General features: G+C 44.8%; 17 protein-coding genes and 1 riboswitch. Of the genes, 11 read left to right on the top strand and 6 right to left on the bottom strand.

All coding sequences use genetic code 11. The features are described 5' to 3' along the window. The first annotated feature begins 61 nt into the window (after positions 1–61). Entirely contained in the window at positions 62–1,525 is a 1,464-nt protein-coding gene (locus EX191_RS11675; RefSeq protein ID WP_193447794.1) for a helix-turn-helix transcriptional regulator, read from the top strand. 129 nt (positions 1,526–1,654) lie between these two features. Then, positions 1,655–4,312 carry an alpha-amylase family glycosyl hydrolase gene (locus EX191_RS11680; protein WP_193447795.1) on the top strand — a complete coding sequence of 886 codons (2,658 nt, stop codon included), beginning with the start codon at positions 1,655–1,657 and terminating at the stop codon, positions 4,310–4,312. Between the two features lie 85 nt (positions 4,313–4,397). Here EX191_RS11680 and EX191_RS11685 read toward each other — a convergent pair whose 3' ends face one another. Continuing rightward, positions 4,398–5,555 (bottom strand): D-alanyl-D-alanine carboxypeptidase family protein, encoded by a 1,158-nt coding sequence (locus EX191_RS11685; RefSeq protein ID WP_193447796.1) that lies wholly within the window; start codon positions 5,553–5,555, stop codon positions 4,398–4,400. 210 nt (positions 5,556–5,765) lie between these two features. On the opposite strand from EX191_RS11685, the gene EX191_RS11690 reads away from it, so the two are divergent. After that, the gene (locus tag EX191_RS11690; RefSeq protein WP_193447797.1) at positions 5,766–7,061 is read left to right on the top strand and encodes an alpha/beta fold hydrolase; all 1,296 of its coding nucleotides are present in this window, start codon (positions 5,766–5,768) and stop codon (positions 7,059–7,061) included. Positions 7,062–7,118: 57 nt separating this feature from the next. On the opposite strand, the gene EX191_RS11695 is transcribed toward EX191_RS11690, so the two are convergent. After that, positions 7,119–7,610, bottom strand: coding sequence for a GNAT family N-acetyltransferase (locus EX191_RS11695; protein ID WP_193447798.1), 492 nt, complete (start codon positions 7,608–7,610; stop codon positions 7,119–7,121). A 322-nt stretch (positions 7,611–7,932) separates the two neighbouring features. Here EX191_RS11695 and trhO point away from each other — a divergent pair, with 322 nt between their 5' ends. Further along, a complete protein-coding gene (trhO, locus tag EX191_RS11700) occupies positions 7,933–8,913 on the top strand; it encodes an oxygen-dependent tRNA uridine(34) hydroxylase TrhO (RefSeq protein ID WP_193447799.1) in 981 nt (326 codons plus the stop codon). A gap of 70 nt (positions 8,914–8,983) precedes the next feature. Here trhO and EX191_RS11705 read toward each other — a convergent pair whose 3' ends face one another. Then, positions 8,984–9,289, bottom strand: a complete 306-nt coding sequence (locus EX191_RS11705; protein WP_006740792.1) for a DUF6482 family protein — start codon at positions 9,287–9,289, stop codon at positions 8,984–8,986. A 108-nt stretch (positions 9,290–9,397) separates the two neighbouring features. On the opposite strand from EX191_RS11705, the gene EX191_RS11710 reads away from it, so the two are divergent. The 3 genes from EX191_RS11710 to gbpA all read left to right on the top strand — a co-directional run bounded on the left by EX191_RS11710 (position 9,398) and on the right by gbpA (position 13,403). Then, a complete protein-coding gene (locus EX191_RS11710) occupies positions 9,398–10,879 on the top strand; it encodes a cryptochrome/deoxyribodipyrimidine photo-lyase family protein (protein ID WP_193447800.1) in 1,482 nt (493 codons plus the stop codon). An 80-nt stretch (positions 10,880–10,959) separates the two neighbouring features. Continuing rightward, positions 10,960–11,460 (top strand): fasciclin domain-containing protein, encoded by a 501-nt coding sequence (locus EX191_RS11715; protein WP_145533874.1) that lies wholly within the window; start codon positions 10,960–10,962, stop codon positions 11,458–11,460. A 272-nt stretch (positions 11,461–11,732) separates the two neighbouring features. After that, a riboswitch (cyclic di-GMP riboswitch) is annotated at positions 11,733–11,833 on the top strand. Between the two features lie 106 nt (positions 11,834–11,939). Further along, positions 11,940–13,403 (top strand): N-acetylglucosamine-binding protein GbpA, encoded by a 1,464-nt coding sequence (gene gbpA, locus EX191_RS11720; protein ID WP_193447801.1) that lies wholly within the window; start codon positions 11,940–11,942, stop codon positions 13,401–13,403. A gap of 53 nt (positions 13,404–13,456) precedes the next feature. On the opposite strand, the gene EX191_RS11725 is transcribed toward gbpA, so the two are convergent. Both EX191_RS11725 and EX191_RS11730 read right to left on the bottom strand, forming a co-directional pair. After that, positions 13,457–14,329 carry a patatin-like phospholipase family protein gene (locus EX191_RS11725; RefSeq protein WP_005397800.1) on the bottom strand — a complete coding sequence of 291 codons (873 nt, stop codon included), beginning with the start codon at positions 14,327–14,329 and terminating at the stop codon, positions 13,457–13,459. A 179-nt stretch (positions 14,330–14,508) separates the two neighbouring features. Continuing rightward, entirely contained in the window at positions 14,509–15,150 is a 642-nt protein-coding gene (locus EX191_RS11730; protein ID WP_005397799.1) for a MarC family protein, read from the bottom strand. Positions 15,151–15,345: 195 nt separating this feature from the next. On the opposite strand from EX191_RS11730, the gene nfsA reads away from it, so the two are divergent. Further along, positions 15,346–16,068 (top strand): oxygen-insensitive NADPH nitroreductase, encoded by a 723-nt coding sequence (gene nfsA, locus EX191_RS11735; protein WP_176319818.1) that lies wholly within the window; start codon positions 15,346–15,348, stop codon positions 16,066–16,068. A gap of 68 nt (positions 16,069–16,136) precedes the next feature. Here the strand turns inward: nfsA and EX191_RS11740 are convergent, their stop codons facing one another. Beyond that, positions 16,137–17,036, bottom strand: a complete 900-nt coding sequence (locus tag EX191_RS11740) for a hypothetical protein (RefSeq protein WP_193447802.1) — start codon at positions 17,034–17,036, stop codon at positions 16,137–16,139. A gap of 458 nt (positions 17,037–17,494) precedes the next feature. On the opposite strand from EX191_RS11740, the gene EX191_RS11745 reads away from it, so the two are divergent. From EX191_RS11745 to EX191_RS11755, 3 genes are all read left to right on the top strand, one after another. Next, positions 17,495–18,613 (top strand): polysaccharide export protein, encoded by a 1,119-nt coding sequence (locus EX191_RS11745; RefSeq protein WP_006740798.1) that lies wholly within the window; start codon positions 17,495–17,497, stop codon positions 18,611–18,613. 130 nt (positions 18,614–18,743) lie between these two features. Beyond that, entirely contained in the window at positions 18,744–19,184 is a 441-nt protein-coding gene (locus tag EX191_RS11750) for an arsenate reductase/protein-tyrosine-phosphatase family protein (RefSeq protein ID WP_193447803.1), read from the top strand. Between the two features lie 55 nt (positions 19,185–19,239). Next, on the top strand, positions 19,240–21,405 hold the full coding sequence (locus tag EX191_RS11755; RefSeq protein WP_193447804.1) for a polysaccharide biosynthesis tyrosine autokinase: 2,166 nt from the start codon (positions 19,240–19,242) through the stop codon (positions 21,403–21,405). The last annotated feature ends 213 nt before the right edge of the window (positions 21,406–21,618 follow it).

Genomic DNA, 21,618 nt, shown 5'->3' on the forward strand with positions numbered 1-21,618 from the left:
AAACGATAAGAAAGGCTTTGAGCGTTCTCACTGAACTTCTTCATCCTTTCAGCAATAATGCATGTTTGCTCGCAACCGAACTCAACTCATGCTGCCTCAAGATAACGTTATTACATCCTTTCTGTGCAAAAAGCTCGGTCACAATCACCTTCGAATTGCCGGCGAATATTGGCACATTGAGAAGTTGGTGGCCTTGCAATGCATGATGTTGAAAGAAGCGCCTAACCTCCAAGAAGGGCTGCTTTGGTGGAGTAAAAGTGTCTCATTATTCGACCGCCGTTTGTACGTCACATTGCAACATGGTGATGCCCAAATCCATCTGCAAGTAGAATGCAGAACGGCCGATATGCCAAATTGGGCGGAGTCGGTGTTTGGCTTGCTCAAAATGCAGTTGGAAATGCTTGAGCTAAGCGAATCAATACAGGTACAAGTTCACGCCAACAATCCACTCGCGGCCGATATTTTTCTAGGGGAAACGCGAGATTCTAAAACGAGTTCAAGCATGTTTGAACTGGTGAAACATGTTTATTTGCTGCTTTCTCACCAGCCCATTGAGCAACCAGAATTACTGAGTGTTTTGAACGCCTTGTTCATCAAAAACAGCAATTACGCGCTCAAGTTAGAGCAAGCGGCAAGGCAACTGGGCGTCTCCAAACGCACCTTGCAACGTCGACTGCAAGAGAAGCAAATGAGCTACTCTCAATGCGTTGATTTCGCTAAAAGAAAGCAAGCACTCACTTTGCTCGCCGATACCCAACTCACGACGCAGCAAATCGCCTATCAACTTGGTTACGAAGAACCATCGAACTTTCACCGCACTTTTCGTCGTTGGTATCCGTTTTCACCCATGCAGTATCGCCAACAATGTTTGGATAACCGAACTCAACTAAATCAACAACCGATCCGCTTGTACTACGCCAAAGCCAATACCTTCGACGATAACCACATCGACCAACCTGTCGGCAAAATCTGGATGGAAGTGGACAATATTGCGTTTGAAAAAGTGGTCTCGGTAGAATGCCGTGACCGTGATGGCGCATGGCGGCGCTACCCCGCCTTCTTCGAGCGTTTTTTAAGTCATGGCACCGAACTCTGGGCAACGACCGAACTTCCGGTGGCGCATCCCCTGACCTTTCGCCTGTGTTACGAAGTCGATGGGGAGCGTTACATTGAGAATAACCACCAGCGTGATTATGTAGTTTCTAAGGGGCTTTTAATTGGCGCAACGGAATATATTGTCCCGACTCGGCAACTTATTAACATTGGGGCGCAATATACGCTCTTTGTCGAACTGGCATGCCGACTTGAAAACGTTGCGAGGATAGACTGTTACGTCGATGATGACCCCACACCTCACGCAATGCGCTTGACCCAACACTCGCTACATTATGCTTGTTGGGTGCTACAATTATCGCTCACTCAAACTGCAAAGCAGTGCCGTTTCCGCCTTTATGATGAATCCGACAACGAGCTCGCGAAAGAGCATTACCCGATACAATATCCTATTGTGCAACCGCTCAATTAAAACTGTCGGTCAGATCAAAGTCGCCGCTTCGTGACATCATTTCACGTCTTTTTTGGCGTGAAATGACACCCTCAATTTCAAACCTTTGCTTTATCGTTTCTGCATTGCTGCATAACGGAGGCAAAAACTGTGTTTGAAACTCTACCTAACCCAATGAATAAAATAAAAATACTTCCTTTCGCGATCGCTCTTGCCCTTTCTGGCTGTGGAAGCGACGAAACCACACCAGTCGATACAGGCAGCCACGTGGCATCTCCTGATTGGCAAGATCAAATCATTTACTTCCTGATGATCGACCGTTTTAACGACGGCGACAGCGCTCTCAATGATCAAGGGCAAAACGAATTCGATCCGACTTCGGATAAAAAATTCAGCGGCGGCGACCTCGTTGGCGTGAGTGATAAGTTAAGCTACATCGAAGATCTCGGTGCCACATCGATCTGGATTACTCCGCCAGTTGCTAACCAATGGTGGGATGCAGAGCAAAACTACGGCGGCTACCACGGGTACTGGGCGCGCGATTTCCAAAAAGTGGATGAACACTTTGGTGACATGGAAAGCTACCAAGCCTTAGCACGCGAAGTGCATGCGCGTAACATGTTCTTAATTCAGGACATCGTGACCAACCATGTAGGCAACTTCTTTACCTACAATGATCCTTACAGTTATGATCCAAGCCTATCTTGCCAAGGCTTCCGTTTGATTAAAAATGCACTACCCACCGGGCAAGAACTGCCGTACCCACTCAACATGAACGAGTGTAAAACAAACGGCACAGGTAGTTACCACTGGACGCCAACCATCACCGACCACAACGATCCGGTACAAGAAAAAACCTGGCAACTCTCTGATTTGGATGACCTTAATACGTCCGATCCTGAAGTACGCGCTTATCTAAAAGAGAGCTACCGAAAATGGATTCGCGAAGTCGGTGTCGACGGATTCCGTATCGATACGGTGAAGTTTGTTGAACACGATTTCTGGAACGATTTCCTACACGCCGACGATGGTGTGATGACGCAAGCGGTTGATACCGGTCGTGACAACTTCCTCACTTTTGGTGAAGTATTCGAAACATCTACGCCTTACCACACCGAAGGCGAAGAGAAGATGCTGACTTACATCGGTGAAAGTGGCTCGCCGAAACAGCTAACCTCGGTACTGAACTTCCCATTGCAAGCGACCATGACGCGCGTATTTGCATCAGGACAACCGACCGACTATTTACGTTTCCGTCTTGAGAAAATGATGGAGATGTTCCCAAATCCATACATCATGCCGAACTTCATTGATAATCACGACATGCCACGCTTTCTGTCGCAAGGTAGCGTGAATGACATGAAACAAGCACTGATCACCATGATGAGCGTACCGGGTATTCCTGTGATTTACCAAGGTACAGAGCAAGCAATGTCAGCGGCGCGTGATGCGATGTTTGCTGGCGGCTACCGTGAAGACGGCGACTACGTAGACTCGTTCGACCAAAACAGTGAGATGTACTTGTTTATTCAAGAACTTGCCAAGCTACGCACTGAAAACAAAGTCATGACACGTGGCGAAATAAAAGTGATTGGCAGCGATAAAGCGAGCGCGGGCGTGTTCGCCTTTACTCGAACGTTGGATAACGACGAAGTCTTGGTTGTGATGAATACATCCAACTCGCCGATGTTGATGAACCAACTCGATGTAGAACAAGTTGGCGGCACCGTCTTCCAACAACAAATCATGTCGAACTGGGCAGACGCTCCAGAACAGTTAATCGCCGATGAAAACGGTCACGTAACCCTTGAGCTACCAGCCAAGTCTGCAGTGATTTACTCAAAAACAAGCAGCAATCAATCTGTAGATACCCCAGACCTCAACATCCAATTGGCGCAAGATTGGGAAGGACAAACCATCACTGGTGATATTGTTATCGCGGGTAGTGCAAACGCCAACGAGAAGTTGAACCTCGTCGTCGATGGTAACTTGGAAACAGCGCAAGCCATTAATGTAGGCGCTGATGGTCAGTTTAGCGTCACGCTGTCGACTCGTCACTTTGCTATTGGCGAACAACAGCACCGCTTCGCGATTTATTCCACCGAGAAAAAAGCAGGCATCGAGGACGTGAATTTTGTCTCGAACCTAAGCTGGTCAAACACGCCGGATGACACCATTGATGATACAGGTGATGCGCAAGACGGCACAGGCGGTCCTAACGGTAATTACTCGCTACCAACTGATCCAACGTTCGACAAAGACAGCAGCCAACTCGCAATCAATAAAGCAGAAGTGTTTACCGTTGGCAGTAACGTACGCTTGACCTTCACCATGGACAAAATCACCGACACTTGGTTGCCACCAAACGGCTTCGACCACGTGGGTTTCACTATCTTTATTGATTTACCGGAAGAAGCCGCAACCAACTTGTCTGAGCTACCGAAGATCAACGCTTCTATGCCAAGCGGAACCTGGAGTCGTAATGCGGTTGTTTTTGGCTGGCAAAGCTCGATTTACAACACCAAAGGAGCAAATGCGACGACATGGGGAGAAGCGGTCACGCCAGCACCAACAGTGACAGTAGACAAAGCCAATAACACTATTTCGATGGACTTTGCGAGTGACGCGCTGGGTCGACCTGATTCACTGGATGGCATTCGATTCTATGTGACAACTTGGGACTTGGATGGATTGTCTGCCACTTACCGTCCACTAGAACAAAACAAAGGCCCTTGGAACTTCTCCGGTGGCGCATCGGATGAGAGCAAGATTTGGGATGACTTACCAATCATCACCTTGTCTGAATAAACCGTTAAATAAGACACCGCCCAGCGTTTAGCTGGGCGGGTCATCAACCAAAGAATGCAGAAAGACACTTCTGCTCGTTTTTATTCTAGTTAAAGAATGATTTCACCCACAGCACCAAACTGTCCCAAAGCTGACCGAACCACGAGCCCTCTTCTACCGCTTTGCTGCTGACCAAGGGATAACTCGCCACGGTACTGTCATCGCTTTTCCAAACGACCTTACCAATTTCATCCCCTTGTGCGATCGGCGCAATCAACGGTTCATTTAACACCACACTCTTATCAAGCCCAGCCGTCATAGAACGAGGCAGAGTGAGATAGGCATCATTAGCGAAGATAGCCTCAACTTGATTGGCATTTCCCTTCCAAACGCGAACTTTAGACTCAACCTGCCCTTGTTTGGCAACTTGTTTGGTGTCATAAAAACGAAAACCATAACTGAGTAAATTCTTGGATTGGCTCGTTCGAGCCTGTTTACTTGGCGTGCCCATCACTACCGAAATCAACCGCATTTTCCCTTCTTTGGCGGAGCTCACCAAACTGTATCCCGCATTGCTGGTGTAACCGGTTTTGCCCCCGTCGACATCAATGGAATTGTCCCACAGTAATTTATTGCGGTTGTACTGCGTAATGTCGTTCCACTTGAAGACTTTCTCACTATATAGCGCATACACAGCGGGAACGTCGTTGATGATCGACTGCATGAGTTTTGCCATATCGGTGGGTGAGGTTTGGATGCCTTCACTATCGAGACCATGGGAGTTTACAAAATAAGTGTCTTGCAGCCCTAACTTCTCAGCCCAACCATTCATCAAGGCGACAAAGCCGCGTTCACTGCCAGCAACGTGCTCAGCCAGTGCAACGCACGCGTCATTACCCGATTGGATGATCACGCCGCGCATTAAGTTCGCAACACTAATTTCATCTTTCGGTTTGATGAACATTTTAGAAGATCCGGGAAACTTGGCCGACCACGCGTTTTCGCTCACGGTGACAACATCATCCCATTTCAAACGCCCCGCTTTGATTTCTTGTCCAACGACGTAAGCGGTCATCAACTTGGTTAAACTCGCCGGAGCAAGGCCTGCTCGCCCGTTATGCTCAGCAATAATGGCACCGGATTGAAAGTCCATTAATACGTAGCCTTTTGCCTGTAACTGAGGTGGGTTGGGCGTAACAACGGCAAAAGTAGGTACGCTTATTAAACAAGTCACAATAATCCATCGAGCCAGTGACACTTTCATCCGACTTCCTCCATGCTCTTACTTTGTCGCAACTCTATTGAGCATAGCTCACTCAACCAGTTGCACCAGTCGCTAATCGTTTCATTTTCTTGAACTTACATTGATTTGACCAAGGTATAGAACTGAAGAGGCAATTGGGAAATAGCATTGGTTCTTCGCGCCATTCGCAGTAAAGTAGCGCTACCCCTCAATAAGGAAATAAAGATAACAATGAACGCTCAATCATTTATCGACGCAGGATTGCATTACACTCCCCACAGTTTTACCGTTCCTCTGGATTACCAAAACGTGAGTAAAGGCACCATTGAAGTCTTCGCTCGTGCGGTTTGCCTAGTTGGCGATGAAGAATCGACCAAACCTTGGTTGGTTTACTTTCAGGGCGGGCCAGGCTTTCCCTCTCCGCGTCAAAACGGCAATAACGGCTGGGTAAAACGCGCGCTGCAAGAGTACCGAGTTTTGCTTCTCGACCAGCGCGGTACGGGCAATAGTTCGATGGTTAATCATCAGACTCTGGCTCATTTCACGCCGCAACAACAGGCCGAGTACTTAAGCCACTTCCGAGCGGATAACATCGTGCGCGACGCGGAATACATTCGTGAGCAATTTGGCGTCGAAAAATGGGCGATCTTAGGTCAAAGCTTTGGTGGATTTTGCTCCCTCACCTATTTGTCTTTGTTCCCAGACAGCTTGCTACAAAGCTACATCACAGGTGGCGTGCCATCAGTCTCGCGTCATGCCGACGATGTGTATGACGCTACCTTCAAACGTACCATGGAGAAAAACCAAGCGTTCTTCCAGCAATTCCCAAAAGCGCAACAACTTTGCCAAAACATTGCGAATCACTTGCTGGAAAATGAAGAGTACCTACCAAATGGTCAACGCTTCACGGTGGAGCAATTTCAGCAAATCGGTATCAACTTTGGTGTGAGTGATACTTTCTTGCCAACTTACTATTGGCTAGAAAGTGCATTGATTGAAGTGAACGGCAAACAACAACTTCGTTATGAGTTCTTGAACGATATGTTGGCGCAGCAAAACTTCCAAACCAACCCGATTTACGCCATTTTGCATGAATCGATTTATTGCCAAGGCTTTGCGTCGAATTGGAGTGCGCACCGTGTTCGCCAAAGCCGTTCAGAGTTTAATTATGAACCTGGCAAGCCATTTTACTTTACGGGGGAAATGGTCTTCCCATGGATGTTCGACCAATACGTCAACCTCAAGCCACTAAAAGACGCCGCAGAAATATTAGCCGCGAAAGAAGATTGGGCTGCGCTGTACGATCAAACACAATTGGCTCAAAACAAAGTGCCTGTCAGTTGCGCCGTTTACGCCGATGATATGTTTGTTGAAATGGATATCAGCCGAGAGACGCTCGCGTTAATACCAAATTCAAAAGCGTGGATCACCAACGAGTACGAGCACAACGGTTTGCGTGCCGACGGTGAGCGCGTTTTAGATAAGTTAATTGCGATGGGGAATCAAACCGCCGCTAATTTGAAATAAATACTATAAAACGCCTCTTCTAGAGGTAAGAGGCGTTTTATTCCTACCATCTTGTTTTCACGAATCTTTTACGCGCTTGGTCATACGCTTCGTCATCACCCGGTAGCCCATTTTATGATAGAAATCTTCGCCTTCATGGTTAAATGACGCCACGGTTAAGCCGATTTCTTCTATTCCTTGATCACACAAATCGCTTTCCATCTTATCCATCAGCGATAAACCTATTCCCAAGTTTCGATGGCTCTCTGAAACAATAAGCTCATTAATAAAGCCAACGCGTTTTTCTGGTGAAATCAGCGACTGAACGTTACGAACCGAGCCAGAGATAAAACCGACGACCTTTCTTTGCGAGCAAGCAATAAAAGCGCTCACGCTCCCGTCAAAATACTTTTCGAAGGTGCTATATGATTCTCTTAGTTGCGCCAATTCCTTGGGTGGACGATAGAAGTTCGGTTCAGCTTCATAGTGCGATGTATCGAGTTCAACGAGTAATTGTTTGAGCAAGGGAGCATCTTCTTCCCTCAGCCGCCTGATATAAAACTGCTGCATGTCCTTTCCTTGCCAACTGATCCGATTATTATTTTGTAGCTCTTGCGCACAACTTTAATGAAGAGCCGAAGAAGGAATCACAGTACAAATTTACACCAAAAGTGTCGAGTTCAACTTACCTTGTTCTCTACAATTTATGCTTATAATTTGAACACATAGCGATTTACCCGCGTGACGCTTTGCCGCATCAAAACACCGCTACATCCTGCCTAGCCATAATATCCGCATAATTTGTCCGTATTTCCGACTAATTTAGTCAGGTATACTTCGTGCCGCTAAAATTTTAAGGTCGTTGACCACCTGTATTTTTAAAGGAAACCTCATGAGTCAGTATGTAGTTTGTGCGCTGTACAAGTTTGTTGAGCTGAATAACCATCAAGAACTACGCGAGCCATTACTTGCGTTGATGGAAAAACACCATATTCGCGGAACATTACTGCTGGCAAGTGAGGGCATCAACGGCACTGTTGCCTCTGATCGTGCAGGTATTGATACGCTACTGGAGTGGCTAAACAACGAGCCTCGTTTGACAGGCACCGTATACAAAGAGTCGTATTCTGAGACCCAGCCATTCAATCGCACCAAAGTGAAACTGAAAAAAGAGATCGTAACATTAGGTGTTGAAGGCATCGACCCTCGCCACGTAGTGGGTACTTACGTGAAACCTCAAGAGTGGAACGATCTTATTGCTGATCCTGAAGTGTTTGTTGTCGATACACGTAATGATTACGAAATCGAGATCGGCACATTCAAAGGCGCTGTAAACCCAAATACTGAAACCTTTCGTGAATTCCCAGACTATGTAAAAGAAAACATGGACCCGGAAAAGCATAAGAAAGTGGCGATGTTCTGTACCGGTGGTATCCGCTGTGAGAAATCAACTGCTTACATGAAAGAACAGGGCTTTGATGAGGTCTACCACTTAGAAGGCGGCATTCTTAAATATCTTGAAGAAGTTCCTCAAGAAGAGAGCATGTGGGAAGGTGACTGCTACGTTTTCGATGGCCGTGTTGCAGTAAATCACCAGCTAGAAAAAGCAGATTACGATTTATGTAACGCTTGTCGTCTACCGATCACTGAAGAAGACAAACAGTCAGAATTGTTCGAGCAAGGCGTGAGCTGCCCGAAATGTCACGGCACACACTCAGAAGAACAAATTGCTCGATTCCGCGAACGTGAAAAACAAATTGTTCTTGCAGAACAACGAGGCGAGCAGCATGTTGGTGGCGAAAGTGCCAAGCAAAGAGAAGCTCGACGTGCCGCTAAGTACGCACAAAAAGAAGCTCAGCGTAAACAAGACTAAGCTCAACTCTAATTCTATTTTAAGCGAGCTGCCGTAAGGTGGCTCGCTTTTACTATGCACCAACACTCTTTCAATACAATTTTGTATCCCTCACCAAAACCTCTAGTTGATTGTCTCTTTTGCCTTCGGGTAGCCCCACCATCTCATCATAAGCACTTTGATGTACTAAAACCTGCTTATTTGCTTTGATATTCTTGCACTTCTTTTGCATCTCGATAAGGGAATGAGCCCTCAAAAAGATACCGTTGTCATCAGTGATGAATTGCGCTTTCCCATCAACTACGACAGATGCTTGATACAATGCGAGATCAAGCGAGTGAATGATCAATTTATCTACGTAGAAGAACTTTTCTAACTTACTCAGTGGTATCGACATATCTCACCTCCTTGTGAGCAACCTCTACGTTTTAATGAACAAAACCGATCATTAGGTGAGGTCTCTTCGGATCATTTGCGTACAACATCGGAAACAAAGAGGATTCCGATGCAAACAATCAATGTCGTGTGGTTAAAACGAGATTTAAGACTGACTGACCACCAGCCCTTAACACAAGCATTGTCGTCAAAGCACCCAACGGTACTTTTATATATTGTTGAACCGTTGCTGTTAAACAACCCTCACTATTCTGAGCGTCACTGGCGATTTGTTTGGCAATCATTGCAAGACATGAATGAGATGCTCAAAGCCTATGGACACCGCATCACGGTTCTGTTTGGCGATGCCTTAGCATGTTTTCAATCAATTCAAATGCAATATCAAATCAACGCTGTGTTTTCTCATCAGGAAATAGGGCTCAACTGCACATTTGAACGCGATAAGCAAATTGCCGACTGGCTGCATGAGCAGAACATCACGTGGTTTGAGTTCGAGCACGGTGCTGTTATTAGAGGAGCAAAAGACCGGCAGGGTTGGGACAAACATTGGGATTTGGTCATGAGAGCCTCCATAAGCCCTCTTGATCTGCAAACCAACTTGTTGCATTCATTGGATGCAGAATCTCTCGGCTACGCGTTTTCGCCACCGTCATCTTGGTTAACAAAATGCAAAGGAATGCAAACGGGAGGAAGCCAACTCGCTTGGAAAACACTGGAGGACTTTTTCAATCGTCGAGGTCGTGATTACTATCGAAGCATTTCTAGTCCCACAGCCTCTCGTACAGCCTGTACTCGCCTTTCTCCATACCTCGCTTGGGGTAATATATCCTTGCGTGAAGTTTATCAATACCTATTGAAACACTGGCAAGTAGCTGGGTTTCGTCGCAGCTTAATTGCGTTGTCTTCACGGCTGCATTGGCACTGTCACTTCATCCAAAAATTCGAGTCGGAATACGACATGGAGTTTTACTGTGTTAACCGGGCTTACGAACCGTTGATTAAACAAAGTAGCACTTTCGATGAAGAAAAGTTAGTAGCATGGAAATCTGGATATACAGGCATACCTTTGATCGATGCCTGTATGCGCTGTTTGCATCAGACTGGCTATATAAACTTTCGCATGCGTGCCATGCTGGTTAGTTTTCTCACTCATCACATGAACATGGATTGGCGAACTGGCGTGACGCATTTAGCGCAACTATTCCTCGACTTTGAGCCTGGTATTCATTACCCACAATTCCAAATGCAAGCCGGGGTAACTGGGACCAATACAATCCGGATTTACAACCCGGTTAAGCAAGCCCAAGAACATGACCCTGATGGCGCATTCATCTATAAATGGGTGCCTGAATTGCAAATGGTCCCCACCCCACTATTGTTCGAGCCCTGGAAAATGACACAGATGGAAACCGTCATGTACCACTTGAAACCGGATAGCCGTTACCTAGCGCCTATTGTCGACCTAAATAGCGCAGCTAAAGACGCAAGGGAGCGTCTATGGGCATGGCGCAAACGGGCCGATGTAAAACAAGAAGGCAAACGAATTTTAACGCGACACGTGAGACCATCGAAAGAAAGCAGGGCTCGTTGATCATCTCTTCATTTAGATGCGTACAAACAAAGACATTCTCTAGGGAAACCGTTGTACCCTCAACTCGTAAGGAACACATTATGTTTAAACGTATCTTGGTTATCACGGCTACATTGATGGCGACTTTATCTTTTATGCTTCCCGTCAAGGCTCATGAGCATGGCATGATGAAGGCTGATATTGTCGACGTTGCCACTGAAAACGGCTCTTTCAATACACTTGTCGCTGCAGTGAAAGCGGCTGATCTAGTCGATACACTCAAAGGAGAAGGCCCATTTACTGTTTTTGCACCAACGGATGACGCTTTTGCAAAACTGCCTGACGGTACAATCGATATGCTCTTAATGCCGGAAAACAAAGACAAGTTAGTATCCATTTTGACTTATCACGTCGTCCCAGGGAAAGTAATGGCTGCCGATGTTGTTAAGCTGGACAAAGCGACTACGGTTCAGGGGCAAGACGTGATGATTAAAACCATGGGTGATAAAGTCATGGTCAACGATGCAAATGTAATGGCAACCGATGTGAAAGCTAAAAACGGCATCATTCATGTTATTGATACCGTCATTATGCCTAAATAAAATGATTCAGAGGGCGGTATATTCCGCCCTTTAAACGGTGCGTCTTCTATCCTTAATACTGCCCCTTCCCACCTTCAACCCAACAACTAGCAACCCATTCACTCCAACTATAAAAAAGACAAAAACAACATCAAAACCAATACCTTAGAAACAAAAAAGCACAATATCAATGAGGTTGGCGTACCGTTACCTTTCAATTTGAGAACATGATTCCATGTCAGTGTCGTTTACTTTTCCACATGTAAATTCTTGAGCTAAATTTTGGCTGCTCAATCACATTTCGGCAAACCATTCGAAAGGGTGGGACGCAAAGCTTCCGGTCTGCCAGCATTCCATCATCAAAAGTAATGCTCATGATAGCGGGGTTGCCATGTTGCAACACTACATTATCCAAATGTATGGATTCATGCAGCGTTGCTTCGTGCTCAGCATGCGCCGAGGTGTGACATTAATTTGTCAGCCATAACAGAGGACATGTGATGAAATCCTTTCCAACCAAATCCGTACTTACGTTAGCACTTGCAAGCATTAGCTCAGGTGCTGCGGCTCACGGCTACGTATCAGAAACCAATGATGGTGTCGCTGCAAGTCGCGCGGCACTATGTAAGTATCCAACACCTGATACTAACGAAAAAAATAATAACTGCGGTGCTATTCAATACGAGCCACAAAGTGTTGAAGGTCCTGATGGTTTTCCACAAATAGGGCCTCGCGATGGAAAAATAGCAAGTGCCGAAACCGCTCTAGCTGCCGCTCTTGATGAACAAACTGTCGACCGCTGGGTGAAACGTCCTATTCAATCAGGTACACAGACTTTTGAATGGACATTTACAGCCAACCATGTGACGCGTGACTGGAAGTATTACATCACCAAACCTGATTGGAACCCAAATGCCTCACTATCACGCGACTCGTTTGATCTGACTCCTTTCTGTGTAGTCGATGGCAATATGGTTCAACCTCCAAAACAGGTGAACCATCAATGTAATGTGCCTACGCGCGAGGGGTATCACGTCATTCTGGCGGTATGGGATGTTGGCGACACAGCGGCTTCATTTTATAACGTGATCGATGTGAAATTTGATGGTGACAGTCCAGTCATTCCAGATTGGACGCAAGGCGGTCAAATTATTCCGACGATGGATTTAAATGTTGGAGATTCGGTTTATACGCGCGTATTTGATCAGGCGGGTGAAAACATAGCTTATCGAACCGAGCTAGAAATTACCGATGCAGTCATGGGCAAAGCGAAAAACTGGTCTTACGCTCTAGCAACGAAGATCAACCAAGAGCAAACTAAACTGCAAGCTGGGCAGTATGCCGAGGATAAATTCACTCCTGTTTATGGTACTAACCCGGTGTACCTGCAAGCTAATAGCGGCCTTGAGCGTGTAGAAATCGGCTACAAGATAGAAACTCCCGCTCCAGAGTACTCACTCACAGTAGATGGCTTAGCAGACGAATATATTATTGAGTCAACACCGACAACGTTGGAGCTGACACTAACTGCTGAAGGCGATTTAAACGCAGAACTCACCGTGTACAATCACCACCGTGAGCCACTTGCAAGCTGGGCAGATGAAATGAAAGACGGTTCGGTGGAGGCTGTATCGCTCGCTTTAAGCAAATCAGAGCCTGGTCACCATATGCTCGTGACTCGTATTAAAGACAAAGATGGCAACTTGGTGGATCAGCAAACGCTCGACTTTCACTTAAAAGAAGAGTCAGTAACGCCACCACCATCTGGCGAGTACGATTTTGTCTTTCCTGAAGGGCTATCTAGCTACACGGCGGGCACAAACGTGCTTGCAAGCGACGGTGCCATTTACCAATGTAAACCCTTCCCATACTCTGGTTACTGTGTACAGTGGAAAGAAAGCGCAAACCAATACGAACCAGGAACAGGTTCACACTGGGAAATGGCTTGGGATAAAGTCAACTAAATCGCCCTTTGAATGTTAAGTAAAAAGAGCCTCGCTATGAGGCTCTTTCATTATCAAACGCAAAAATGGCAGTTTTCCCGATCTAAACCATGAACACCTGACAAATTAGCCAAATGAGCCCGCCCTTCTATCAGCCCCATTTCATAACCTTCCAATAGAACGGTTTGCCGCATTGATAAGCGCTGAACAGGAAAATTATCTGGTGGTGCAATCACTCTGACATGCGTTCCCGGTGGAGGGTTACGAATAAATTCCAACGATTGATTGTAGTTATCTGCACGTCTTAACATCGCGTCCGCCATTTTAGGATGTTCGGCAAATAACTTCTTCATCAGCCATGTGGTTTTTACTGGCTTCTTGGCATAATTTAGCGGGTGAGAAAGCACAACGGTTATGTCGCGAGCTCCGCGACGATAAGCCTCACGCACCGGGATAGAATCTGCAACCCCGCCATCGGTATAGCAGCCTCCAGAAAAGCAAGGGGTATGCTTGTATGCAATGGGTAACGCTGTTGTCGCTTCAATCGCATGGTGAAAATTATCACGCGTCACGCGATAATAATCTGCCTGTCCTGTATCTACATTCGTCGTCGCTGCCAGAAAAGGAATGCCATTAAACAGTTTATTTTCATCGACGGGATACAAACGATTAGACTCTTCAAACAGCCACTTCACATCAATGAGGTCCCCACCTTTAACGAATCGAGTCGGATCAAAAAAGCGTTTACTCGTTGCCAGCTTAGTAATGACATTAATGCTGCGATGCGGATAGTCGGTCAAATAACCAATCAAGTTTGATGCGCCAGCAGATACACCAATGGCAAAATCAAACGGTTTATAACTCTGCTCTAAAAACGCATCTAGCACTCCGCTTGCGAAGACACCTCGCATCGCGCCACCTTCCACTACAATTGCTTTTGTTGCCATATTTCCCCCATTATTCTTGCCAAAAGAGTAATGAAATTCGTGCAATCAAAACAATTGAATATTCTTATTATTGAAATAGGTGAAGTCTATTTATTTCTTTCTTAGAAAGTGAAAACTAAAGTTCAAAAAATCCACACCAGCTAGAAATGTAGGTGTGGATTTAGACGAGATGGAGACGCCTATGAGAAAACAGTTTTATAGGCTTCGCCCGCGCCATCAATAAACATTTGAGTACCGATAACCGCTAGGATTAAGCCCATCATTTTCGTCACGACGTTCAGAGCACTCGGTCCAACTGCTTTGACCAATTTGTCTCCAAATAAAAACAATATATAGGTAATAACACACAACACAGCAAAAGAAACGATGGTAATAATGGTTTGATCAAAACCACCCGCCGTAGCAAAGTTCATCGCGGTAGCAATCGTTCCAGGCCCTGCTAATATCGGCATTGCAAGTGGAGAAACGGCGATGCTCAACGCCGCCTGCTGCTGCGCTGGAGAATACGCTTTCTCTTTAGTTTTCTGATGCGTCGAATCACCTTGAAGCATATTAAAACCGATCAAAAACACCAAGATACCGCCCGTTATTCGCAAGGCGTACAGCGTGATACCAAACAAATCAAAAATTAATTTACCGGCGATCGAAAATATCGCAATGATGACAAATGCAATAAAAACAGAACGAAGCGCCATGGAACGCACGGTTTCTTTATCCTCATCTGCCGTTAAACTCAAAAAGATAGGAATATTGGCGATGGGGTTCATGATCGCAAAGAAGCCCATAAACACCGTGACTGTATGAACGATGAGTTCTTTCATATTTTCCACTGCAGTTAAATTGTTGATTCTAAAAACAGTATATACGCTCTCAAGCAGAACGAGTGATGTATTCTCTATTCATCTTCACACTTATGCGCTAAGCATTGTTTTTCTTTTGAGATAGTTTACCGACTCATTAAATATCGCTAAGGTGAGGCTTCAACCTTTACATGTAACAGGGGATGTTAAGTCACCATGAACAGTACGATACAAACAATTCTCAATCACCGCTCAATTCGAAAGTTCACCTCGCAACCTATTGAAAGCGAACAATTAGAAACGATTCTACAAGCTGGCCTTGCGGCGTCTTCATCAAGTATGTTGCAAGTCGTCTCAATTATCCGCGTGACCGACAAAGAAAAACGCACGCTATTGGCACAATTTGCGGGAAATCAAGGGTACGTTGAAAGCGCGGCTGAGTTTTTGGTGTTTTGCATTGATTACCAACGCCACGCCAGCATCAATCCTGATGTGCAAGCTGATTTCACCGAGTTAACACTTATCGGTGCTGTTGATTCTGGCATCATGGCACAAAACTGCTTACTTGCAGCAGAGTCTATGGGACTAGGAGGCGTGTATATTGGTGGCTTACGAAACAATGTTCAAAAAGTCGACGAGTTACTAGGCTTACCTAAAAATACAGCCATTTTATTTGGTATGTGTCTTGGTCATCCAGATCAAGCCCCTGAAGTTAAGCCACGTCTACCTGCTCATGTCGTGGTGCATGAGAATCAATATCAAGACCTAAATTTGGATGATATTCAGGCTTATGACCAAACCATGCAAAACTACTATGCAAACCGTTCGAGCAATCAAAAACAAAGCACTTGGTCACAAGAAGTCACCAGTAAACTAGCTGGCGAATCACGTCCGCACATCCTGCCTTACTTAAACAGTAAAGGGCTCACTAAAAGGTGATGAACGCAGTATGATAGGATCAAAAAAGGCCTCTGAGAGGCCTTTAGAATTTATCAGCAAAAACTCGCTTAGTTACCACCTGTCGCGCCAGTACCATCGCCTGGTTGTGGTTCTGGTTTAATTGGCTTACCAGGTTTAGCTTCAGGAATTGTAGGAACAGTTGGTTTAATTTGATCTACAGGTTTACCTTCAGCGATATCTTTTTCAACCTGCTCAACAACGTTCTTTGTATCTTCTTCAGAAATCTCTACGTAAATCACTTCATCAGAACCCGCACTAGCTTTAGGGTAATGTGGATTTTTCGCAATCACTTCTTCGGTAATCGATTTTGCAGCAACTGCTACAGCTTCAGGTGCAGCTGTTGGGTTTGCTTTAATGATATCCGATACAACGTTCGCTGTAGCAACTAACTTCGTAGCAAGTGCACTATTACCGCCTTCACCTTGAAGATCTTCAACTACTGACTCTGTATCACGAAGGATTTCATCAACCGTTTTACCACTTGCATTGATATCAATACCTAAGTTCTCGAATACTTTTTCGGCGATATCAGAAGAGTAAACCTCACCTTCTTTCAAAGAGTTAGAAACCAAAGTCGTAAATGGAGAGCCTGTTACTAATGAATCCGCCTGCGCTAAGCCTTGAGGGATTTTGTAGTCAGATGTAATAGGTTTGCCATTTGATGCGTCTTTACTCTCATCAGTATGCGTCAATACGAAAGCACAGTCACCTGGCGCATTTACGACATTGATATTTTCAAAACGCGCTTCACCAACCATACCTTCATAGTTTGTTGTATTTTCAATCGCGTCGTATGTTTCACCACCACATACAGCTTGAACCTTCATGCCGATAACAGCTGGGTCATAAGCCTGAACCGAGTATCTTTTTACCTCAGGGTCGCTGTCACTACCACAACCTGCTAGTAGGACTGCTGCCACACTTGCCGTTAAAAGTTTGATTTTCAAAATTAGCTCCAATATTTGTTGTTATATCCGACCGCAACAGGAAGCATAACGGCAGTTGCATATGGTGTAAATAGTATACATACAACTTTGGCATGAGTTTTTTCACATTCCCGCCTGTTTACTTGTGCAAAATCATGCATTCATCTCAATAACGTTAAATAGACACAATTTTGTCATGTATTCGTCAGTATTTTTTTAAGTATCTTGTTGCCTTTATTGCAACCAGATGGATAATAGTTGACTATTTTTTGTGGGTCAGATTTTTACACCTTCATTAATGAAACTAAGAGCTCTAAGTCGCTAGCAGCCATTTGGAGTGTTTATTACACAAATAATTCTGAATGGACTCGCTTTCTAAAGGCTTAAAACTGCAGTAAATCGTCAACATTGATGAAATGCAGTTCAATTAGAATGAACCAATTTCAGTCGGCAAACTTTCTTTCGGTAGTTATAAACCAATGAACACATTTAATAAATTTTTGGGGATATCAGTACTTCCTATCCTTCTTACAGGGTGTACTCTGCCTGGTAGCCACCTTTCGGTCAGTGACAAAACAGTAATGAGCACTGAATCGAGTGATATAGAATCGCAGGTTACGGTTTATCCTTTAACTTTGGAGCGAGTGACCTCTTTAAATTCAATAGATCCTTTTTCAAAGCCAAATCCAGAGTTAGATATTGAAATCGCCAAGTATGAATACGAAGTAGGACCTGGCGATATCTTAAATATTACTATTTGGGACCACCCAGAGCTCACGATCCCAGCTGGCTCATATCGTAGCTCAGCCGAAGCAGGTAACTGGGTGCACTCAGATGGCACGATCTTCTACCCTTACATTGGCGTTGTACACGTTGAAGGTAAAAACGTTCGCCAAATTCGTGCAGACATTGCCAACCGTCTTGCAAAATACATTGAGAGCCCGCAAGTCGATGTAAGCGTTGCAGCTTTTCGTTCTAAAAAGACTTATGTGACTGGCGAAGTGAACAAGCCTGGGCAACAACCAATCACAAACATTCCTCTTACACTTCTTGATGCCGTAAATAGAGCAGGCGGACTGGCAGCCGAAGCCGATTGGCGTAATGCAACACTGACGCGAAACGGTGTGGTTGAAAATGTCTCTTTATACGCTCTGATGCAACAAGGCGACTTAACTCAAAACCGTCTTCTAAAGCCAGGTGATATTGTTCATATTCCCCGTAACGATGCACAAAAAGTATTTGTTATGGGCGAAGTTAACGATCCGAAGCTACTCAAAATTGATCGCAGCGGTATGAGCCTTACTGAGGCTCTAAGTAGCGTTGGTGGTATTAATGAAATCTCCGCCGATGCCACTGGCGTTTTCGTCATCAGACGTTCAAAAGAAGAAGCTAAAATGGCGGACATCTATCAGTTAGATGTTTCTGATGCTTCTGCTTTGGTGATTGGAACAGAGTTTGATCTCAACCCATACGACATAGTCTACGTAACAGCTGCGCCTGTTAGCCGTTGGAACCGCGTTATTGCTCAACTTGTTCCAACCATTTCCGGCTTTAACGAATTAACCGAAGGTGTACTACGAGTACGCACTTGGCCGTAAAAACGACGTGCCGCAAGAAAGTTATCTCTTGCGGTACGCATTCAATAGTTACGTAGCTCAATTGTGCAATATAAAGAAGCAAGCAATTCAGTTGGGATCATAGGCATACAATTTAAAATAGGGTAAGCATTTGTTTTCTAATATTCTTGTCGTCTGTGTAGGTAATATTTGCCGCTCTCCAACAGGAGAGCGGCTTTTGCAGTCTTTACTACCAAACAAACATGTCGCGTCAGCGGGAATCGCGGTGGATAAAAGTCATTTAACAGGAAAAGCTGCTGATGATATGGCAACCACCATCGCGAACGAACATGACGTAAGCTTAGATGGACACGAAGCACGACAATTAACACCTGAGCTTTGCGCTCAATACGATCTGATATTGGTTATGGAAAAAGGTCATTTAGAAGCCTTAACCAAAGTCGCTCCTGAGGCACGAGGCAAAACGATGCTGTTTGGACAATGGATAAGTGAAAAAAACATTCCTGATCCATACAGACAAAGTAGAGAAGCCTTCGAACATGCTTATACGCTTATAGAAAAAGCAGCAAAAGCGTGGTCTCAAAAACTATAAGCCGCAAGGCTAAATAAATAAACGCCAATGGCAAGGTATTTAAGAAGTTAAAGTAATGACAACACAAACTATTAAGCAATCACGTCAAGCCGACGATGAGATCGATTTGGGAAAGTTATTTGGGATCATTCTTGATGCCAAATGGCTCATTCTATGTACCGTAGTCCTATTTTCAATTATAGGCGTCGGCGTTGCCATTCTATCAACACCTATCTACAAAGCTGACGCTCTTATCCAAATTGAAAGTAAGAGCTCCGGTGGTATTTCAGCGATGGTTGGTGATATGGGAGAGCTGTTTTCAGCAGAGTCATCAGCGACAACAGAAATTGAGATCATTAAATCTCGTATGATTTTGGGTGGTACCGTTGATAAGTTCAACTTAACCACGGTCGTCTCTCCGAATTACATCCCTATCATCGGTAAGGGCTTAGCTCGACTGCAAGGCGAACAAATCAGTCTGAGCGTTTCACGATTTAATACCCCTTCCTACGCAGTTGGAATTCCTCTAACTCTCGAAGTTATTGATTCTGAAAAACAGACGTTCAGACTTATAGAAGATGACAATAACGTCATTTTAGAAGGTAAGGTTGGCGAGCTCATTGAAAAGAACGGCTATCAATTCTTAGCTACAGAAATGATAGCGCAAGACGGCGCATCGTTTACCGTGAGTAAAGTCAGCAAATTAGATGCAATTAATAAACTTCAAGAAAACTTATCGATAAGCGAACGTGGTAAGCAAACCGGGATTATTTCTTTAAGCTTCTCTGGTGAAGATCGCGCTAAGATTCAAGCTATCTTGAACGACATTAGCCAGAACTACTTCTTGCAAAACGTTCAAAGAAACTCAGCAGAGGCAGAGCAAAGTCTCGAGTTCTTGAAAGGTCACCTTCCAGACATCAAAACAAAACTGACCGCTTCTGAAGACGTTTTAAATCGATTCCGTCAAGAAAATGAATCTATCGACTTAGGCCTTGAAGCTCAATCAACGCTGAAAGTGATGGTTGAATTAGAAGCGCAGTTAAATGAGCTGACATTCAAAGAGAGTGAAATCAGCCAGCGCTTTACACAAGATCACCCGGCTTATAAGTCTCTGCTTGATAAACGTGAGACGCTACTCAAAGAGAAAGAGCGTCTTAATAAACAAGTTCAAAAGTTACCGAAAACACAGCGTGAAGTTCTACGCATGACGCGCGATGTAGAAGTAAACCAACAAATCTACATCCAGCTACTGAACAAGGTTCAAGAGCTCAACATCATTAAAGCAGGAACCGTTGGCAACGTTCGAATCTTAGATAACGCTCAATCGTTCTCTAAGCCAATCAAGCCGAAAAAAGCGCTTATCGTTGTGCTAGCAACACTGCTTGGCGGCATGGCAGGCGTGGCTTTCGTATTAATTCGTGCGGCATTCCACCGTGGTGTAGAAACACCAGATCAAATTGAGCAGATTGGTATGCCTGTTTACGCTAGCGTTCCAAAATCTATTCAACAACTGGAATTTGCAAACAAGCTTAAACGAAACAAAGGCAGCAACGATGAGCTAGTCCTTCTTGCTGAAGCTAACCCGGCCGATCTTTCCATCGAGGCCCTGCGTAGTCTTCGTACTAGCCTGCACTTTGCGATGATGGAAGCGAAGAACAACGTTCTTATGATTTCAGGTCCAGCACCATCTATCGGTAAAACGTTCGTATCGACAAACTTTGCAGCCGTCGCTGCGAAAACAGGTCAGAAAGTACTGCTTATCGATGCAGATATGCGTAAAGGTTATTTGCAGCAATGTTTTGGTTTACGTTGGGATAACGGTCTTTCTGATTATTTGAGCGGCAAGACATCCCATAGCAATATCATTAAATCAACATCCATCGACAATCTAGATGTGGTTACTCGTGGCCAAGTACCACCAAACCCGTCAGAGCTTTTGATGCATCCTCGCTTTAAGAGCTTTGTTGACGAAATGTCGGCACAGTACGATCTTGTGATCATCGATACGCCGCCTGTACTCGCGGTTACCGACCCAAGCATTGTTGGTGCAATCGCAGGAACAACACTGATGGTAGCTCGTTTTGATCAAACGACTTTGAAGGAAATTGAAGTCGCACAAGGCCGCTTTGAACAATCCGGCGTGGAAGTAAAAGGCGTGATTCTAAACGCCGTTGAGAAAAAAGCGTCAAACTCATACGGATATGGTTACGGTTACTATAACTACGCTTACAAGAGCGAGTAATTAATATCTACATGTATTACAAAGCCCTGCTAGACCTAGCAGGGCTTTTTTATTATTTGATCCTGTAATGCATATCTACTAGAAAACGGATGGTTGTTAGCATCTACATAGACATTGGCTGTCAAACTATTCAGCACTTCTTTAATGGGGCTGATATTTTGTGATGCGGCTCTCTCATGAACAGTTGCATGATGGATTGTGAAACTCTACTAT

Source organism: Vibrio chemaguriensis (assembly GCF_012275705.1).
GTDB classification, from domain to species: domain Bacteria; phylum Pseudomonadota; class Gammaproteobacteria; order Enterobacterales; family Vibrionaceae; genus Vibrio; species Vibrio diabolicus.